Genomic DNA, 19,251 nt, shown 5'->3' on the forward strand with positions numbered 1-19,251 from the left:
TGGCTTAACAACGGTAAGTTCTGGTATACTGGTGACTGTTTCTTGGGGCTGATTCTGGATTCGACGGGATTTGCAAAGCCCAAGGTGCATGCCGAGGGGCGGTTTGCCTCGTAAAAAGCCGCAAAAAAATAGTCGCAAACGACGAAAACTACGCTTTAGCAGCTTAATAACCTGCTAAGAGCCCTCTCTCCCTAGCCTCCGCTCTTAGGACGGGGATCAAGAGAGGTCAAACCCAAAAGAGATCGCGTGGATGCCCTGCCTGGGGTTGAAGTGCTAAATCTAATCAGGCTAGTTTGTTAGTGGCGTGTCTGTCCGCAGCTGGCAAGCGAATGTAAAGACTGACTAAGCATGTAGTACCGACGGTAGAGTAGTTCCGGACGGGGGTTCAAATCCCCCCAGCTCCACCAATTTAGACATCGGGTATTACCAGATAAGTCCGATGAAGTACGAAAAGCCCGCATGGTGCAAGCCCTGCGGGCTTTTTTGTGTCCTTAGACATCTTCTAATGTCTTGTGACTTCCGGTGCCTTTAGGTACCTTGTTAGGTACCCAGCAGCTAGGTACCTAACTATCGGGTACCTAAATCGTAGAGGTACCTATGGCTCGTCTGACAAAACCACTCACGGATACAGAGATAAAAACCGCCAAGCCTAAAGAAGTAGATTACACGCTACATGATGGTGATGGCCTGCAACTGCTGATTAAAACCAACGGTAAGAAAGTCTGGCAATACCGCTATTTCCGCCCTTTCACCCAAAAACGAGCAAAACTTACTTTTGGCCCTTATCCCGAAATCACCCTAGCCGATGCCCGGCAACGTCGCCGCGAAGCTCGAACCCTTCTGACAAAAGATATCGATCCTTACGAACACCAACATTCCCTGCGCAAGCAAGCACTGGAAGCCAAATCCAACACCTTTAAGATCGTTGCTGAACAATGGCTACAGTTAAAAAAGAGCAGCATCACCGCTGACTATGCCTCAGATATTTGGCGCTCACTCGAAAAGGATATCTTTCCTGCCATCGGTGAAATGAGTATTACAGACATTAAAGCACGCACCTTGGTGCAGACTATCCAACCTGTTCAAGCCAGAGGCGCACTGGAAACAGTGAGGCGCTTATGTCAGCGGATTAATGAGGTGATGATCTATGCCATGAACGTTGGTTTGATCGATGCAGCTCCCAGCGTCAATATCAGCAAGGCATTCGAGAAACCGCAGAAAAGACACATGCCCAGCATCCGGCCAGATCAACTACCGCAACTAATGCAAACGATGCGACTGGCAAATATCGAGTTACCAACCCGCTGTCTGTTCATGTGGCAACTTCTCACCCTTACCCGTCCTGCTGAAGCGTCCGATACGCGCTGGCAAGAGATCGATCTGGACGCTAGAGAATGGCGTATTCCAGCAGAACGAATGAAAATGAAGCGGATACATATCGTCCCACTTTCAGAACAGGCATTAGCTATTCTGGAACTTATGCGGCCTTTAAGCAGCCATCGGGAATATGTGTTTCCCAGCCGTATTAAGCCGTTACAGCCAATGAATAGTCAGACAGTCAACGCCGCACTAAAACGTGCTGGCTTGGGCGGCATTCTGGTATCACACGGCATGCGCTCAATTGCCAGCACTGCACTCAATGAGCAAGGCTTTCCGCCCGATGTTATCGAAGCTGCCCTCGCCCATGTGGATAAGAATGAAGTACGCCGAGCCTATAATCGCAGCGACTACCTTGAACAACGCCGCCCCATGATGCAATGGTGGGCCGACTTTGTGAAAGCAGCGGATCATGGCAGTGTGCTGGAAGGCGGAATCCGAGGACTGAAGGCGATTGGGTGATAATATTAAGCCGTGTTTTCTCCGATTTCACACCATAAGCAAGTGATGGTGTGAAATCGGAGACGTGCTATTTTTCTTTGCGGCGGGCTCGATCAAGGTACAAATTCAGTACATCTTCCGCAAACTCATCGTCAACAATGTAAAAGTAGCACTCCGGTACATTGAGCACACGGGCAAATTCGCAGACTAGTTCAAAAGTGGGTTTATGCGTGCCATTTTCATAATGAGACAGACGCGAATAGGCCGTCGCCTCTTCGATACCAGCCAGTACACCAAGCTTCTCCTGCGTGAGATTCGCTCTTAATCTGGCTGCCTTCAAACGCTTAGGAATCATTCAGTTATTACCGGCAGTTGATGTATTGCGGTAATCTTTAGCATTCCTCAATATAAATTTTCTTTAGAGTTTATAAAGATGGTTGCGAACTTCGTGCCCGTTTGCCCTTTATCTGCCATTTGGTGTGCGTTGCCACTGAACAGTATCACCGGCATACAGCTTCAGAAGCGCCTCGGCAAAGTCATCGTCCACCGTGTAGAAATAGCTCTCCGGCACGTTCAATGCATGCGCAAAAGCACAAACCGTTTTAAACGAGGGCGTATGCGTTCCACTCTCATACTGTGAGAGACGAGAATAGGCCGTCTCTTCTCCAATGCCAGCCAATACGCCAAGCTGCTCTTGCGTCAGATTGGCCCGTAACCTCGCATTTTTAAGACGTTCAGGGATCATAAGGATCTACCACTGATGACTAAGTTGACAGCATCTTTAGCATTCCTTAAGATTCATTATCTTTAGAGTTACTAAAGAAGACGCAAGCACAGGTAGAACCAGAAGAGAATTCTTCTCTTCCTCTATCTATAAGCCATAACCGTGGGTAACTTCCGATGATTGAACAAGACTGGCATCCAGCAGATATCATCGCTGGTTTAAGAAAAAGAGGTACAACACTGGCAGCGGTTTCCAGAGAGGCGGGACTCGCATCGTCCACACTGGCAAACGCACTAACACGACATTGGCCTAAAGGAGAACGCTTAATTGCCGAAGCCTTGCATAGACGTCCTGAAGATATCTGGCCTTCGCGGTATAACAATGGGCAGCACAGGAAATACAGAAATGGAATTTCAGATTAGAGGATGATGATTACCCTGCCGTTATGCTGCATATAACGGCAGGCTCTTTGTATGTAATAAAAGAGCTCACCGCAGACTTTAGGCTTTTTAATTCATGCATCCGGCATGGATTAAAAAGTGGCGTGAGGTGAGTAAATTCAATTTAGCAGAAATTGTTAATTTGCGTCGCCCGAACCCACTGGCGAGCGTTCACCCCAAGTGAACCGAGCAGGCCGGGGGGAGCCGAATAAATTTTGCCGCCCCAGCGAGCAAAAAGACGCGCCCACGCGTCGGTTTATTTGGGGGGCGTTAGCCCCGCACACCGTCGCAGCTAAGTCTCCGGCCATAAGCCGGTAGCGTGGCGCGACCAACCCATTTAAAGCTGCGTTTCCCGTTATTTCACACCGAGCCAGCGAGGAAGAGAAATAACAGGCTAAAACGCGCGTCTTAAAGGGGTTGGTCGCGCGTAGCGCGCGACGGTGTGCCGCCGTTGACCTTGGGGGTTTTGGCGTGGCGTCCAGCCGCGACATTACCCCCATGAGCCAGGGAATAAGGGCGTTCAGCCCGCATGAACAGGCTCATATCGTTCGTGCCGGAAAGTATACCTTCCGGCACATAGTCGTAAAGCGACTACACTCTTTCGCCCCATGTTCTCGCCTCACCCGTTCGCCCTATACTATGGGGCGAGAACATGGGGCGACGTGATGAGGCGAGAGGTAGGAAAACAATCTATAGTTGTTAGTATTATCAGAAAAACACGCTAAATCGCAGATATTCACAAACGACACAGGGCAGCTAAAGGGGCAATACTCATCACATATACTGCATTATGTGTGGTCGCAGTATCCGATGCGTTATTACTGGTGACAGAATTTCAAAAATCAGGAATCGAGTACGTTAATGCTGATAGACCAGGCATGCTATCATCGTGGGAGATGAGTGATGCTGGTTTATTGTGGGGTTAAAGCCATAAAGCATTGATTATACTATGCGCATGTGCTATACGGATGGAATATCTTTAATGTTGGCAACTCGCTCATTCCTTCAAAGAATTTTTTATGAAAAGAGATATTTTTAGGATTTTGTTTACTCTTACGAACAAACAACCATGGTTAATTGACAACCCAGATACTCTAGAATATTTATTATTCGAAGAGTGTAAAAACGATGCAGCAAGAGAACTACTAATTGATTTAGTGAATCGGTTTGAGTTTATTGATAATGAAAGGTATCAAGAGTTAATGCGACAAATAGCATTAGAAATCGTCACTGAACCAGAAATACATGAAAAATCAACTTTGATATCAGCAATGAGCATCGGGGATGATGCAGATAGTGGGCAAGCAATCATTTATTCTTTAAAGTCACTACTACAAGAACAAAATTGGGCGAGTCATAAAGCTATTAATGATGCAATGCAAGCATATAAAACATTTAGAAGAAATGCCCAATTAAGAGATATAATTTTAGTAGATGAATTTGTAGGTTCAGGGCAAACAGTCATAGGTCGAGTGGAAACAATCCAAAGACAGTTTAGAGAAGCTAATTTGGATGATGTCAAAATCATAGTGAAAGTTTTAGCAGGAACAGATGAGGGAATAAAAAGAATAAAATCTAAAAATATAGACATCACATCTCAGATAACTATTTCAAGAGGCATAAGTGACTTTTACAAAGATGATAGCAGTGAAAAAATAAAATTAATGATAGACCTTGAAAAAATCTTATCAAAGGAATACAACGGCAGAGCTATGCCGTCTATGGGATATGGTGAAGCTGAAGCTCTTTATTATCGGAAAAATATAAACCTACCTAATAGCGTTTTTCCAATATTTTGGTGGGCCGAATATGAAAATAAAAAAAATAGACGTACTCTTTTAGTTAGAGCAATGGGTGATGCTTAATGAAAAAAATTAACAAAATCAAAATAACCATTCTCAAAACATTATTCTCTGCAAGCAGCAGAACACTTGACAGCTTCTCTGTTTTTAAAAGAACAAAAGTACCATTCTCTGATTTCTCTAGGAATGTTAATGAACTAAAAGAAACTGGGTACATTAATGTTGATGGAATCCTTTTAAATATAACTCTTTCGGGGCGTAAACTTATACTGACGATTAGTAACGATCATTTAGATAATCCCCAAAAGACATGGAGAGAGGTGCCAAAATCTATGCGTGGTCCCAAGCTTGATATAAATTATAAGTATGTTCCAAGCATAAGATTATTGAGTAAAAAGCTCAAGCCAAGTATTGACAATAAGTAAATGACCATAGAGAATGTAGAAATGGCTTACAGAAGCTAGTATGTTAGAGTGGAGTCGCTCTCATGATTAGGTCTGGGTTAACCCAGTTCCAAGGAATTGCAATGCTTTGCAATTCCTTGGATAATGATAATAAAGCTTCGCAGCGAAACATTTCGCTACTCACCTTTATTATCTGGATTGAATCAGCAAATTTTTGCGATTTCGCAAAATTTTGCTGCTCCAATCCACTCGCTAAAGTATTGAAGGTATCTTCTGTAAGCCATTTTAACTATGAAAAATAATGAGTTAGCGTCATGGGTTGATTTTTTTGCTGATCGAGGAGTAACGGATGAGCAAATCAATATTTACATCCCATATATAAAAAAAATTCTGGAATCAAAAGTACCTGTTATTTTTGAAAAGCAGCACTTAGCGCATTTAATCGGAATAGATGAAAACACTCTTGATAAGATGGTTTCTTCGCCTGATAGTTTTTATCGCGAATTTAATATTCTCAAAAAACGAGGTGGCACCAGAAAAATTGTTTCACCATACCCTTCACTTCTAATGTGTCAGAAATGGATATATAAGAATATTTTACTTAAAGATTCCCCTGACAAAGCATGTCATGGCTTTAACCCTTCAAAATCAATCATTACTAATGCATCCGTTCATTTAGGAAAAGCGAGTTTACTAAAAATAGATATAAAAAATTTCTTCCCGACGATTCCTATAAACTGGGTTATTAATTATTTTAAAAAATTAGGATATGCTGATAACGTTTCGTTCTATTTAAGTGCTCTATGTTGTTATGAAAAAAAACTAGCGCAAGGTGCTGCCACCAGCCCATACTTGTCTAATTTATTACTAAAAAAACTAGATGATAGATTAGAAAAACTAAGTAAAGCCTATCATTTATCTTATTCACGTTATGCAGATGATATGTGTTTTTCAGGAGATTACATACCTTACAATATAATTAATATCATTACAGAAATAATAGAGAGCTATGGTCTTTTCGTCAATAAAGATAAAACGTCGCTATTAATTAATGCTAATAAAAAAATAATCACTGGCATATCAGTGTCTGGGGAAACATTATCTTTGCCAAGAGAATACAAACGAAAATTAAAGAGCGATCTTCATTTTATTGAAAAATATGGATATATCTCTCACATATCTAGAAAAAAAATAAAAGATCCAAATTACCTATTATCTATCCTTGGTAAAGTTAACTTCTGGCTACAAATTGAACCTAGTAATGAAACAGCAATAAACGGAAGAGATATGCTGTTGGCCATTCTTAGAGAACATTAGATATATAACCAAGTTAGGCCCACACTTAGGTCCCTTGATTAACAAATGAAATATAAATAACTAGTCTAATTAGAATAATACATAATAAATTCAACTTCCCCCAGCTTTTCTATAGAACGCCAAAGAAGTCCACTAAGCCCGCATGGCACAAGCCCTGCGGGCTTTTTTACGTCCAGTGATGTCTACTGAGAATTGCTGGAAACTACTACTTATGGCACCCTTTTTGGGACCCACATGAAAGGGTCCCAAAATCGAGGGTCCTAAAATGGCAAAGATCGCTAAGAAACTCACTGACACTGAAATCAAAAATACCAAGCCAGCAGAAAAGGAAATCAACCTTTTTGATGGTGACGGCCTGATGCTACGAATCGCTCCCCTATCAAAGGGTGGTAAGAAAAATTGGTATTTCAGGTATGCAGTTCCAGTAACTAAAAAGCGAACAAAAATGAGCTTAGGAACCTATCCTCATCTCACCTTGGCGAAAGCAAGAGCTTTACGTGATGAATACCTCACCTTACTTGCCAATGGCATCGACCCACAGATCCATAACAACGATACCAGAGCCGCGAGTACCGCCATTTCATAACGCATGTGCTTTCACCTTTAATCCGCATATATATGCGATAAAGAGTACCACAATGACGACCTAGGCATATCTGACCTGCATGGGTGATGAGTGACTCGTCACCTGTTCACTCACTGTTAACCACTTAACTCACTAAAGATTAAGATAAAAAATGAAAGGTGAAGAGAGTGAACAGTTTTGTACAAAATCATTTTATTTTGGCTACTGGCGTTACATGACGAACGGCACTTTCCCGCCCTCTCCTTTTAACGCTTGCTGTAACGCACTTAAGAGTGCTTTTAATTCGCTGCTTAAATATTGGCTAAAAGCCTCACGCCCTAACGTTCTATCAAATACTGCTTGTGGCAGGAATCGCCGCATTTCAGCGCTAAAGCGACCATCCCCCACAACCTGATCGATGCTCTGTATGCGCTGTGCCAGTAGTTCATCATAATTAGGGATGCGGTAATCCTGTATTTTCTTACGAATCAGATCGATATCATAAGTCGCGTTTTGCTGGATCAGCCACGGCAAGTCCCACACGTCACGATAGCGGGTATATTTGGTAGTGGCGACAAGCGAAACCAGTTTGTCGCACATCACTTCATCCAGCGTTTCACACATGACCAGCGTATCGGAATAACCATCGGGTAAAACCTCATAGTTACGTTTTAGCGTCATCGGCGTTCGGGTATAAGCCGGGATATTGGCGATCTCAATCTTGATCCGTTGCCTTGGCATATCGCGTTTTTCCGGTGCTGTGGTCACAGACACCTGCCATTTGTCGATGCGAACTTCCTCATAACCGGGTTCATTCCGCAATTCATTTGGCTCTTTCACGTTGACCTCAAGGCCGTACCGATTCCCCAGATAATCTTCAATACAGGCTTTCATGTTCTTCAGGTCTGCGCCAGAAAACGCGACACCGCCGGCAAAATCCAAATCTTCACTGAAGCGGTTTGCGCCATGGCACAGCCTTAACGATGTCCCTCCCTGAAAAGTAAGCTGCTCCAGCAAGCCCGCATTATCCAAACAATAGAGGATGTCGTAGTGCAAAAGCTCCTTCTCCACCACATTGCGCAAACCTTCAAGCTCGGCTGATTCCACCGCTTTGCTGACCAATTCGGCAAAGTTAACTTTCTGATTCATGATATAGCTCCGATTCGTCAATCAGGTGGGTATTGCGCCCAACGCGGCGTAAATCCCTCACGGCAGTTTTCTTCGTTGCTTGCCGTAACGGGGAATTACCAAAATAGGTATCCTGCAAAATCTGCTCTGGTGGCCGCTTGGTATGGGTAAATTCAATCACCCCAAAAGGCGTTTTATGTTCTTCGGAACGTCCGGTGGTCATCACCGTGATCCGGTCAATAGGGATTTGAGAAATCACGCCATATTCTGACAATGCGGATTCAAGGCTAAGATAGTTATATTCACCACGGCGTAGCGCTAACACGATGCGCTCAAGCGTATAGGCATCTTTACTTTTGGCATGGTTATAGACGTACACACCGCGAATCGCACGGGTAAGAATGCCATCTTTTACCAAACGATTTAGCCCGGCATTAAACGCTCTGGGCGTATCTTCATGGAAAATCTTGGCTAAATCGCGGGAGGTGAAGACATAACGCCCTTGCTTATCGAAAGCATTTAAACGCTCAATAGCAGTGATCCTGTCCATTCATAAGTCCACATGAAAACCACATAATTGTGTTATTCACGTATACTTGAATCGAAACCATCCGTCAAGTACACACCAACACCACTAAAAAGTGATATTCACGTATACTTATCAAAGAATTGTCATAGTTTGAGGTGACAAAAAGGTGGGATTCATAGAGTGAGAACTCTAGCAAAAAAACCTATCACTTTTCTGCATTGGTATACGCTTAGTCCTACAAACAAAGTCTGAACTCACACTTAAAACATGAATATCATTTAGTTACGTGAATTATTCAGATTCCCCAGCAAAATCGGCAATGCCCTTTTCGTCCATCCGATAGCGAACCCACTCATCCTGCGGCTGTGCACCAATGCTTTGATAGAAATCGATTGCAGGCTGATTCCAGTCCAACACGCTCCATTCCAGCCGTCCGCACTGTCTTTCCTGCGCGAGACGAGCAACCTGTTTCAGCAGTGCTTTGCCCGCTCCTGCATTACGATACGCCTGCGCAATGTAGAGATCTTCCAGATAGATACCGTATTTACCCAGCCAGGTTGAATAGCTCATGAAGAAAATCGCATAGCCGACGGGCTTGCCATCAATCTCACAGATCAGCGTTTCAGCCGTCGCTTCCTCACCAAATAGCGAGTTCTCAATATCTTCAAGCGAGGCCAACACTTCGTGACGAGCCTTCTCGTACACGGCAAGCTCAATAATTAAATCCAGGATCACACTCGCGTCTGGTTTCTGTGCAGGGCGGATAACAATATTCATAAAGCTTCTTTTCTCCGGTGCGAATTTTCCATTACCAACAATAACCGAGACTTGCCATGCTACCGAATTAAAAATACTGTATGAACTGCATTTTCTACAGCGACTGATGAACACTATGCATCTGGATTTACGGCGTATCGATTTAAATTTACTGGTGGTGTTTAACAGCGTATATCAGCATCGATCGGTCGCCACCGCGGCAAAAGAGCTTGCAATGAGTGCATCGGCAGTCAGCCACGCGCTGACTCGCTTGCGCAATACGTTTTCCGATGAGCTGTTTTTTCGGGTTGGCAACACCATGCACCCAACCGTATTAGCGGAAGACATCGCCGGGCCGATAGCGGAAAGCCTGACACTGCTGACGCAAGGCTTGACGCCACGACCACGTTTTAATCCTGCCCGTAGTACGGAAAGTTTTACCTTCTCAATCACCGATTACACCGCGTTTTCGGTATTTCCTACCCTGATGGCGAAAATGGAAAAGCTGGCACCCCATATCAAATTTAATCTGCTGTATTCACCGCAGAAAGTCGCGATTACGGATTTACTGGCAGGTAAAATCGACTTTGCTTTAGGGTTCACTGATATGACGCAAGCGGAGAACAGAGAGATTGAGGAGATAGACTGGATTGAAGACAGCTATGTCATCATCACCGCTGCCGATTATCCTTCAGGTGAAGCGCTTACGCTGGATGATTACCTTGCTGCCCGGCACCTTGTGGTTACCCCCTGGAATGAATCGCGCGGGGTGATTGACTACGCGCTGGATAAACTCAATAAGAAGCGTCATGTCACGCTGAAAACGCCATCCATGATGAGCGCCCCGTTTATCATTGCCGATTCGACGCTGATCATGGCATTACCACGCAATGTCGCAACAATCTTTGCGCAATTTCTGCCTTTGCGCATTCACGCCCTTCCTTTCACGGTGCCGTCCTATCGCGTGAAGATTTACAGCCATTGCCGCAATAGCCGCTCAGAAGCCAGTCAGTGGATTAAAAATCTGTTACACAGGCTGGTGCTCCCCATCAACTAGCTGATAGCGACAATGGGAAAATCACGAGTCTGGCTGTCTACTCTTCGGTACTGTTCTGGTATCGAATCGCTCTGGTATTAAACACCGAGAGCATCAGCAGCCTGCTCGCTTTCCGCTTTGGAAAAGTTTGCGTAGGTCAACGCATCGAGTAGCGCAGCGCGATCGATCGTCGGATAAATCTCCGGGTTCTGTAAGACCTGACCGACGACCTGAACGGTCAGTTGAGGATAGATAGCGTGTGATGCAGCGGCTATATCGCGGGCGGCATAGCCCAACTTACCTAAAATCACCGCAATCTGCTGGGGGGTAATCGCCTCCTGATACACGGTATAAAGCACATCGGCAATTAATGTCGACGTCAAAACTGAAATACGGGACACATCACCTGCTCGCCCACCCAATGCCTGAAGGATGTGTTCGACGGCCTGTTCTGGCGTTTTTCCCTGCGCCTGTTGTGAAGCCAGTACGGAAACCAATTTATTTTTTATTTCATCATTTATCATCGTTCGGTTCCTTCATGCATTCATTACAGATGTTATTTTAGTCTAAGCACGCTACCTGTCATGACAGTAATGAGCAAACAAAATCATGCTCCAGTACTCTTTAAGGGGTACAAAAAGACATCAACCTGCTCTGAGGTATATAATAACGCCCATCTTTCGGAAACGCGGCTCTTCCTAATCACGAAAACAGCGCGCAGAAAAGGTAGCTTGAGGTATGACGGGGATAAAACACATATTGATACAACTCCGCATACATCGTTCCACCCTCTTTTTTCCTGAAATGCGATAATCCTCCGATAAAAATCGTATTTTCGTTTATGCCCAATCATTTTCATCGCCCCAAAAGACCATGTAAAATGAAAGGCTTAGTGAGCAATAAGGCTATAAGTCATGATCACCACCGACGGTAATAACGCAGTCGCCTCTGTGGCGTGGCGAAGCAGTGAAGTCATCGCCATCTACCCCATCACTCCCAGCTCCAGCATGGCTGAACACGCGGCCGCCTGGTCGAGCGACGGCGGGGTGAATATATGGGGAGACACGCCTCGAGTTGTTGAAATGCAATCGGAAGGCGGCGCGATCGCTACCGTCCACGGCGCATTGCAGACGGGTACTCTAGCCACCACATTTACCTCATCGCAGGGTCTACTGCTGATGATCCCCACGCTGTATAAGCTGGCCGGTGAGCTAACCCCGTTCGTCCTACACGTCGCGGCGCGTACGGTTGCGACGCATGCGCTGTCCATCTTCTGCGATCACTCGGACGTCATGGCCGTACGCCAGACGGGTTGCGCCATGCTGTGTGCCAGCAATGTGCAAGAAGCGCAGGACTTTGCGCTGATTTCGCAAATCGCCAGTTTGAATAGCCGTCTGCCGTTTATCCATTTCTTCGACGGTTTCCGTACCTCGCACGAAATTAACAAGATTGAGCCGCTGAGTGATGATGTGCTCCGCCAGCTTCTACCACAGCAGGCCATTGATGCACACCGTGAGCGAGCACTCACACCAGAACGTCCGGTGATTCGAGGTACCGCCTCCAATCCAGATACTTTCTTTCAGGCTCGTGAAGCCACTAATCGGTGGTATGACGCAGGTTATGGGCACGTTGAGCAGGCGATGAACGATTTCGCCGCCGCGACAGGACGCCAGTACCAGCCGTTTGAATACTACGGCCACCCGGAGGCGACCAAAATCGTCATCCTGATGGGATCCGGTGTCGGGACCTGTGAAGAAGTGGTCGATACGCTATTGATGCGCGGCGAGAAAGTCGGCGTAGTGAAAATTCGCCTGTATCGCCCGTTCTCTGCCAAACATTTTCTGGCCGTTATTCCACACACGGCGAAGAGCATTGCGGTGCTGGATCGCACTAAAGAACCGGGCGCATTGGCAGAGCCGCTGTATCTCGATGTAATGACCTCGCTAGCCGAGGCGTTCTCCGCTGGTGAGCGTTCACTTATGCCACGCGTGATTGGTGGACGTTACGGGCTGTCTTCCAAAGAATTTACCCCACAGTGCATACAGGCGATCTTTAATGAGTTAGCACTCGCTAACCCAAGACCACGCTTTACCGTGGGGATTTATGACGATGTCACTAATCTGTCCCTGCCACTGCCAGAACAGCACTTTCCAAGCAGCGCATCACTCGAGGCCCTGTTCTACGGGCTGGGTAGTGACGGCACCGTTTCTGCGACCAAGAATGCAATCAAAATCGTCGGTGAGACCACCCCGATGTTTGTACAAGGCTACTTTGTCTATGATTCGAAAAAAGCCGGTAGCCTCACCGTTTCCCACATGCGCGTAGGTCCGCACCCGATCAACTCAGCCTATCTGATCGATCAGGCCGATTTCGTCGCCTGTCATCAGTGGCAGTTTATCGACAAATACAACATGGTCGAACGACTGAAGCCCGGCGGCGTTTTCCTGATTAACTCGCCGTATAGCAGCGACGATCTGTGGCACCGTTTACCGCAGGAAGTCCAGGCAGGGTTGAATCAGCGCAATGCTCGCGTGTACTGTATCAACGCCGCCAAAATTGCTCGCGAGTGCCATCTGGGTGCGCGTATTAACACCGTCATGCAGATGGCGTTCTTCCACCTGTCACAGATTCTGCCAGCGGATGTGGCGGTAGAAAAACTGCGTACCGCTATCGCCAAGAGCTACGGCAGTAAAGGTCAGGAACTGGTTGAACGTAACTGGCAGGCACTGAGCGCCACGCTGGAAGCGCTGGCAGAAGTCCCGCTAGAAGCCGTCAACCCAGACAGCCCACAGCGCCCGCCAGTGGTTTCCGACGCAGCACCCGATTTCGTCAAGACCGTCACAGCCGCGATGCTGGCCGGGCTGGGCGATACGCTGCCCGTTTCTGCCCTGCCGCCCGATGGCACCTGGCCGACCGGCACCACCAAGTGGGAAAAACGTAATATCGCGGAAGAAATTCCGCTCTGGCAGCCGCAGCTCTGCACGCAGTGTAACCACTGTGTCGCCGCCTGCCCGCATTCGGCTATCCGCGCCAAAGTGGTTCAGCCAGATGCGATGGAGAAGGCACCAGCTTCACTTCAATCACTGGATGTGAAAGCGCGCGACATGCGCGGTCAGAAATATGTGTTGCAAGTCGCTCCAGAAGACTGCACCGGCTGTAATTTGTGTGTGGAAGTCTGTCCGGCCAAAGACCGTCAGAATCCAGAAATTAAAGCCATTAATATGGAATCCCGTCTGGATAACTTGACGGCGGAAAAAGAGAACTTTGATTTCTTCCTGCAACTGCCGGAAATCGACAAATCTACGCTGGAACGTATTGATATTCGCACTTCTCAGCTGATTTCGCCGCTGTTCGAGTATTCAGGAGCCTGTTCAGGCTGTGGCGAAACGCCGTACATCAAGCTGTTGACGCAGCTCTATGGCGATCGTTTGCTGGTAGCGAACGCGACGGGCTGTTCGTCTATTTATGGTGGTAACCTGCCAACCACGCCGTGGACCACCGATGCCAACGGTCGCGGCCCAGCCTGGGCTAACTCGTTGTTCGAGGACAACGCCGAATTTGGTCTGGGCTTCCGTCTGAGCGTCGATCAACACCGTCAGCGCGCCGTACGTCTGCTCAATAAACTGGCACCGCAACTGCCGCAGGATTTGGTTAGTGCGTTGCAGGAAGAATCCATCGCGCCCGATCTCCGCCGCCAGCAGATTGAGCAACTGCGTGGATTGCTAACAGCCGTCAATGATACCGACGCCAAGGTGCTGGCGAGCGAAGCCGACCACTTTGTCGATAAATCCATCTGGCTCATCGGTGGTGATGGCTGGGCGTATGACATCGGCTACGGCGGGTTAGATCACGTCATGAGCCTGAGCGAAAACGTCAACGTGATGGTGCTGGATACGCAGTGTTATTCCAACACCGGTGGCCAGCAGTCCAAAGCAACACCGCTGGGCGCAGTGACCAAATTTGGTGAGAAAGGTAAACGCAAAGCGCGTAAAGATCTGGGCATCAACGTCATGATGTACGGTCACGTGTATGTTGCGCAGATCTCGCTGGGTGCACAGTTGAACCAAACCGTGAAAGCGATTCAGGAAGCTGAAGCCTGGCCGGGTCCGTCACTGATTATCGCCTACAGCCCGTGTGAAGAGCACGGCTACGATCTGGCATTCAGCCACGATCAGATGCGTCAACTGACGGCTACCGGTTTCTGGCCACTCTATCGCTTCGATCCACGTCGCACCGAAGAAGGTAAAGCCGCGTTAGTGACGGATTCTCGTCCGCCATCAAGCAGCCTGAGCGAAACGCTGCTGAAAGAGCAACGCTTCCGTCGCCTGAATAGCATGATGCCGGAAGAAACCGCACTGCTCTATGAAGAGGCAGAACTGGATCTGCGCCGCCGCTTTGACTTCCTGACCATGATGGCAGGCAAGGCAGAGAAAAATCCGCAGGAATAATCCTTCATCTCAAACCGGCTTCGGCCGGTTTTTTTATATCTACGTTTTCCGAGATCTCCCCTTCGTACTGGCTCATCAATGCAATTTTATCTGCTGATCCCTACGACAAACGGAGCAGCAAACCGGGATTAATACCAAAAAATCCAACGTAGATAATCCAGTTTGTCAGGCAGGGTAAAGAAGGGCTGACAAGAAGCACGTTACCTTATATTTTATGGGATTATTCGTTCGTTACGGTGTTAAATCGATCTCAACGTTGCAGAGGATGAAACATGAAAGGAAAGTTCGCACCATCGCAGATTGCACTGCACTGGCTGGTTTTTATTTTGCTCGTTGTTACCTATGCCACGATAGAACTACGCGGATTTGCTGAACGAGGTTCACTGCTGCGCACCGTGATGATCGTGACGCACTTTAGCTGTGGCGTAACCATATTGGTTCTTATGCTGGCACGTCTGTTCTTACGCCATCGGCATACCTCACCCGCTATTACGCCACCGCCGTCTCGTTTGCTGAGTCTGCTGGGTTCACTCACTCACGCCGTCATTTACCTGCTGTTTATCACGCTGCCGATACTGGGCGTTGCCTCACGCTATTACAACGGCCGCGACTGGATGCTTTTTGGCATCAGTATGCCAACATCCGCTACGCCGAATTTCGACCTTGCTGAAACACTGATTGGCTGGCATGAAACGCTGGCACCGTTAGGGTACTGGCTCATTGCGCTGCATACCGCCGCCGCCCTGTTCCACCACTATGTCATGAAAGACAACACGCTACTGCGCATGATGCCGGCCAAACGAGATTAATCAGGCAAAGAAGGATTAAGAATGAAAGTCGCGCTGGGACAATTCGCTGTTGACCGCGAGTGGCAACAAAACGCCACGACAATCGCTGAATTCATGTCAGCAGCACAGCAAAACGGTGCCGATCTACTGGTGCTGCCTGAAGGCGTGTTGGCTCGCGATATCACCAATCCTAATATGGTGCTCACCGCCGCCCAGCCGCTTGATGGCCCGTTTGTGTCGCATTTGCTGGAAGCCAGCAAGGGCAACAACCTGACGACCATGCTGTGTGTGCATATCCCGAACGGAGAAGGGAAAGTCTGGAATACGCTACTGGCGCTGCGTAACGGCGAGATCATCGCCCAATACCGAAAGTTGCACTTGTATGATGCGTTCTCCGTACAGGAATCGGAAAACGTACTGGCAGGTGAAGCGATTCCACCGCTGTTGACCATCGCTGGGTTGAACGTCGGGCTGATGACCTGCTATGACATTCGCTTCCCTGAGTTTGCACGCCGCCTGGTACTGGATGGGGCAGACGTACTTGTCCTTCCTTCCGCCTGGATTAAGGGGCCGCTGAAAGAAGCACATTGGGAGCTACTGGTGCGCGCACGAGCACTGGAAAACACCACTTATCTCGTCGCCGTTGGTGAATGCGGCATCAAGAATATCGGCAACAGCATGGTTGTCGATCCTCTAGGTGTTGTCGTAGTTCAGGCACCGGAAACACCCGCTCTTATCTATGCCGACATTGAACCAGAACGGCTGGCATACGCTCGGCAGGCTCTTCCAGTACTGGTTAATCGCCGCTTTCGAAAACCCACGCTGAAAGGGGAAAACTGAGTTAGCGATATACTCGATAAACTGGCTTTCTCATTGGTGCGCAAAAAGTGTGATTAGTTGCACATGTTGTTTCCCTCAAAGGCCATTCTGCACATATAATACGCATCCGGTCGTTATCGACCTTAGCAGCCCGGCCTCCCTATTCGGAGGCGCATTTATCACTCAAATAAAGAAATGAAAATGAGTATTCGCGCGATCTTTACTTTAGTTCTTGCAGCCGCCACATTCAGCCAGGCCGCTTTTGCCGTTGTTTATCCCCTGCCAGCGGCTAACAGCCGACTGATAGGCGAGAATCTGGAAATAACCGTACCGGCAGATAGCACGCAGCCGTTGGAGCATTTTGCCGCCCAGTTCCAAATGGGTCTGAGCAACATGATGGAAGCCAACCCAGATGCGGACGTTTACCTGCCAATTCCCGGCAGCAAAATGGTGATTCCTCATCAGTTAATTCTGCCGGATGCACCGCGTGAAGGCATTGTCATCAACAGCGCAGAAATGCGTCTGTACTACTATCCGAAAGGCTCCAAGACCGTTATCGTGCTGCCAATCGGGATTGGTGAGTTAGGTAAAGATACGCCGATTAACTGGACAACCTCCATTCAGCGTAAGAAAGCAGGCCCAACCTGGACGCCAACCGCCAAGATGCACGCAGAATATGCGGCACGTGGTGAAACGCTGCAAAAAGTGTTCCCCGCAGGCCCAGATAACCCAATGGGACTGTATGCGCTGTACATCGGTAACCTGTACGCCATTCACGGTACCAACGCCAATTTCGGTATTGGGCTGCGCGTAAGCCACGGCTGTGTTCGTCTGCGTGCTGATGATATCAAATACTTATTCGACCATGTTCCGGTGGGTACGCGTGTTCAATTCATCAACGAACCTGTGAAAGCCACCGTTGAGCCGGACGGTTCACGCTATGTCGAAGTTCACAATCCGCTGTCCCGCACGGTAGAAGAATTCCATTCTGATTCTCCGGCACCGATCAGCATGACGCCAAAAGTGAGCAAGGTTCTGGCCGATGCCAGCGTGAACACCAGCGAAGTCGATCAGGCGATCCAGAGACGTTCTGGTATGCCGACCAAGATTAATGGTCTGATCGAACAAGCCACACCGGCAATCCCAGTTGAAACTGCTGCGGCACCCGCTACACCAGAAACACAACAAGAAGCACCAGAAGCACAGCCGCAAGACAGCCTCAATGCAGTACAAAGCACTGCACCCGTTGAGTCTCAGACGACTGCGACAGAAGCCAACGCCGACCGTTCGTAATCGCCATGACACGTTGGAAACCGATTCAGGTTTCCAATGTGTTTCTCAAATGCCTTAGCGCTTAATTTTTCTGCGAAGCTTCCAGCGCCTGCGACACATCATCAATGATGTCGTCAATGTGTTCAATGCCAACCGAAATTCTAACCAGATCCTCGCTCACTCCCGCTTTCGCCAGCTCTTCCGTATTCAACTGCCGATGCGTAGTGCTCGCCGGATGGCACGCAAGCGATTTGGCATCGCCAATATTGACCAGCCGTAAGATCATCTTCAGCGCATCAATAAAATGGCCACCCGATACTTTCCCACCTTTAATGCCAAAGCTGATAATTCCAGACGCCTTACCTGAGGTAATTTTGTCGCAATTTGCCTTGTAAGGGCTATCTGGCAATGCGCCATAGTTCACCCAAGTCACCAGAGGATGATGATTCAGGTAGCCAGCCAACGCTTCCGCATTGCTGCAATGGCGTTCAACACGCAGGCTGAGGGTTTCCAGCCCCTGCAACAACAAGAACGTGCTGTGAGGAGAAAGCGCCGCGCCAGTATTACGCAGCGGCACTACGCGGCAGCGTCCAATATAGGCTGCCGGACCGAAAGCATCGGTATACACCACACCGTGGTAAGAAGGATCAGGCTCATTCAATAATGGGAAACGCGTTTTATTCGCGACCCAGTCAAACTTGCCGGAATCGATAATCGCACCGCCGATCGTAGTGCCATGACCGCCAATATATTTGGTCAGTGAATGGACAACGATATCCGCGCCGTGCTCAAAAGGTCGGCACAGCACGGGCGTCGCCACGGTATTATCGACGATCACCGGAACACCGTGGCGATGCGCAATCTCCGCGATTTTGGCAATGTCCACGATATTTCCCGCCGGATTCCCGATAGATTCACAAAAAACGGCGCGAGTGCGCGCATCAATCAGCGATTCCAGCGTCGTAAAATCATCGAAAGAGGCCATTCGCACTTCAACCCCCTGACGCGGCAACGTGTGAGCAAACAGGTTATAGGTGCCGCCATACAGTTGACTGGTGCTGACAATATTGTCCCCAACCTGCGTGAGAGCCTGAAGCGAATAAGCAATTGCCGCCATGCCGGATGAAAGCACCAGCGCACCAATTCCGCCCTCAATGGCTGCCAACCGCTGTTCCAGCACCGCGTTCGTCGGGTTCATGATACGGCTATAGATATTACCCGCCACCTTAAGATCAAACAGATCGGCACCATGCTGTGTGTCGTCAAAAGTGTAAGAGGTCGTTTGATAAATCGGCACTGCGGCGGACTTCGTTGTCGCTTCAGATTCATAACCATGATGTAACGCGAGGGACTCAAGTTTCATCTTACGGACCTTTTTATTGATCGTTGAGGTGAGGAAATATCG

The 19,251-nt window shown here is 48.0% G+C and carries 17 protein-coding genes, 1 other RNA gene and 1 pseudogene; 12 read left to right on the forward strand and 7 right to left on the reverse strand.

Going from position 1 to position 19,251, the window contains the following annotated elements; genetic code table 11:
* The first annotated feature begins 44 nt into the window (after positions 1 to 44).
* Both ssrA and KP22_RS08850 read left to right on the forward strand, forming a co-directional pair.
* Positions 45 to 407, forward strand: a transfer-messenger RNA (tmRNA) gene (ssrA, locus tag KP22_RS21630).
* A gap of 190 nt (positions 408 to 597) precedes the next feature.
* Positions 598 to 1,839: an integrase domain-containing protein gene (locus KP22_RS08850; protein ID WP_039323768.1), complete on the forward strand. Its 1,242-nt coding sequence runs from the start codon at positions 598 to 600 to the stop codon at positions 1,837 to 1,839.
* Between the two features lie 67 nt (positions 1,840 to 1,906).
* On the opposite strand, the gene KP22_RS08855 is transcribed toward KP22_RS08850, so the two are convergent.
* Positions 1,907 to 2,173: a helix-turn-helix transcriptional regulator gene (locus KP22_RS08855; protein WP_039323770.1), complete on the reverse strand. Its 267-nt coding sequence runs from the start codon at positions 2,171 to 2,173 to the stop codon at positions 1,907 to 1,909.
* Positions 2,174 to 2,281: 108 nt separating this feature from the next.
* On the reverse strand, positions 2,282 to 2,563 hold the full coding sequence (locus tag KP22_RS08860) for a helix-turn-helix domain-containing protein (RefSeq protein ID WP_039323772.1): 282 nt from the start codon (positions 2,561 to 2,563) through the stop codon (positions 2,282 to 2,284).
* A 155-nt stretch (positions 2,564 to 2,718) separates the two neighbouring features.
* On the opposite strand from KP22_RS08860, the gene KP22_RS21635 reads away from it, so the two are divergent.
* The 5 genes and pseudogenes from KP22_RS21635 to KP22_RS08885 form a co-directional block, all read left to right on the forward strand.
* Positions 2,719 to 2,964 carry a helix-turn-helix domain-containing protein gene (locus KP22_RS21635; protein ID WP_072012561.1) on the forward strand — a complete coding sequence of 82 codons (246 nt, stop codon included), beginning with the start codon at positions 2,719 to 2,721 and terminating at the stop codon, positions 2,962 to 2,964.
* A gap of 1,037 nt (positions 2,965 to 4,001) precedes the next feature.
* On the forward strand, positions 4,002 to 4,847 hold the full coding sequence (locus KP22_RS08865; RefSeq protein WP_039323774.1) for a phosphoribosyltransferase-like protein: 846 nt from the start codon (positions 4,002 to 4,004) through the stop codon (positions 4,845 to 4,847).
* Positions 4,847 to 5,209, forward strand: a complete 363-nt coding sequence (locus tag KP22_RS08870) for a hypothetical protein (RefSeq protein ID WP_039323777.1) — start codon at positions 4,847 to 4,849, stop codon at positions 5,207 to 5,209. Before KP22_RS08865 ends, KP22_RS08870 begins: the two co-directional genes overlap by 1 nt.
* A gap of 270 nt (positions 5,210 to 5,479) precedes the next feature.
* Positions 5,480 to 6,505 (forward strand): reverse transcriptase family protein, encoded by a 1,026-nt coding sequence (locus KP22_RS08880; RefSeq protein ID WP_039323782.1) that lies wholly within the window; start codon positions 5,480 to 5,482, stop codon positions 6,503 to 6,505.
* 265 nt (positions 6,506 to 6,770) lie between these two features.
* A pseudogene (locus tag KP22_RS08885) lies at positions 6,771 to 7,073 on the forward strand (integrase arm-type DNA-binding domain-containing protein); the annotation flags it as partial.
* 228 nt (positions 7,074 to 7,301) lie between these two features.
* On the opposite strand, the gene KP22_RS08890 reads toward KP22_RS08885, so the two are convergent.
* The 3 genes from KP22_RS08890 to KP22_RS08900 all read right to left on the reverse strand — a co-directional run bounded on the left by KP22_RS08890 (position 7,302) and on the right by KP22_RS08900 (position 9,504).
* On the reverse strand, positions 7,302 to 8,219 hold the full coding sequence (locus KP22_RS08890) for a nucleotidyl transferase AbiEii/AbiGii toxin family protein (RefSeq protein ID WP_039323788.1): 918 nt from the start codon (positions 8,217 to 8,219) through the stop codon (positions 7,302 to 7,304).
* Positions 8,203 to 8,748 (reverse strand): type IV toxin-antitoxin system AbiEi family antitoxin, encoded by a 546-nt coding sequence (gene abiEi / locus KP22_RS08895; protein WP_039282029.1) that lies wholly within the window; start codon positions 8,746 to 8,748, stop codon positions 8,203 to 8,205. The genes KP22_RS08890 and abiEi overlap by 17 nt, the downstream gene beginning before the upstream one ends.
* Positions 8,749 to 9,018: 270 nt before the next feature.
* Complete coding sequence (locus tag KP22_RS08900; protein ID WP_039323790.1) at positions 9,019 to 9,504, reverse strand: GNAT family N-acetyltransferase; 486 nt, start codon at positions 9,502 to 9,504, stop codon at positions 9,019 to 9,021.
* Between the two features lie 106 nt (positions 9,505 to 9,610).
* Between KP22_RS08900 and KP22_RS08905 the strand changes: the two genes are divergently transcribed.
* Entirely contained in the window at positions 9,611 to 10,540 is a 930-nt protein-coding gene (locus KP22_RS08905; RefSeq protein WP_072012563.1) for a LysR substrate-binding domain-containing protein, read from the forward strand.
* Positions 10,541 to 10,617: 77 nt separating this feature from the next.
* Here KP22_RS08905 and KP22_RS08910 read toward each other — a convergent pair whose 3' ends face one another.
* A complete protein-coding gene (locus KP22_RS08910) occupies positions 10,618 to 11,043 on the reverse strand; it encodes a hypothetical protein (RefSeq protein WP_039323794.1) in 426 nt (141 codons plus the stop codon).
* A 390-nt stretch (positions 11,044 to 11,433) separates the two neighbouring features.
* Here KP22_RS08910 and nifJ point away from each other — a divergent pair, with 390 nt between their 5' ends.
* The 4 genes from nifJ to KP22_RS08930 all read left to right on the forward strand — a co-directional run bounded on the left by nifJ (position 11,434) and on the right by KP22_RS08930 (position 17,867).
* Positions 11,434 to 14,967, forward strand: coding sequence for a pyruvate:ferredoxin (flavodoxin) oxidoreductase (gene nifJ, locus KP22_RS08915; protein WP_039323797.1), 3,534 nt, complete (start codon positions 11,434 to 11,436; stop codon positions 14,965 to 14,967).
* Positions 14,968 to 15,239: 272 nt separating this feature from the next.
* Positions 15,240 to 15,776 carry a cytochrome b561 gene (cybB, locus tag KP22_RS08920; protein WP_039303552.1) on the forward strand — a complete coding sequence of 179 codons (537 nt, stop codon included), beginning with the start codon at positions 15,240 to 15,242 and terminating at the stop codon, positions 15,774 to 15,776.
* Positions 15,777 to 15,797: 21 nt separating this feature from the next.
* The gene (locus tag KP22_RS08925) at positions 15,798 to 16,595 is read left to right on the forward strand and encodes a deaminated glutathione amidase (RefSeq protein ID WP_039323799.1); all 798 of its coding nucleotides are present in this window, start codon (positions 15,798 to 15,800) and stop codon (positions 16,593 to 16,595) included.
* Between the two features lie 180 nt (positions 16,596 to 16,775).
* A complete protein-coding gene (locus KP22_RS08930; protein WP_039323801.1) occupies positions 16,776 to 17,867 on the forward strand; it encodes a L,D-transpeptidase family protein in 1,092 nt (363 codons plus the stop codon).
* Between the two features lie 61 nt (positions 17,868 to 17,928).
* Here KP22_RS08930 and KP22_RS08935 read toward each other — a convergent pair whose 3' ends face one another.
* Positions 17,929 to 19,209: an O-acetylhomoserine aminocarboxypropyltransferase/cysteine synthase family protein gene (locus KP22_RS08935; protein ID WP_039323807.1), complete on the reverse strand. Its 1,281-nt coding sequence runs from the start codon at positions 19,207 to 19,209 to the stop codon at positions 17,929 to 17,931.
* Between the last annotated feature and the right edge of the window lie 42 nt (positions 19,210 to 19,251).

Origin of the sequence: Pectobacterium betavasculorum, assembly GCF_000749845.1 — a bacterium.
Taxonomy (GTDB): Bacteria; Pseudomonadota; Gammaproteobacteria; order Enterobacterales; family Enterobacteriaceae; genus Pectobacterium; species Pectobacterium betavasculorum.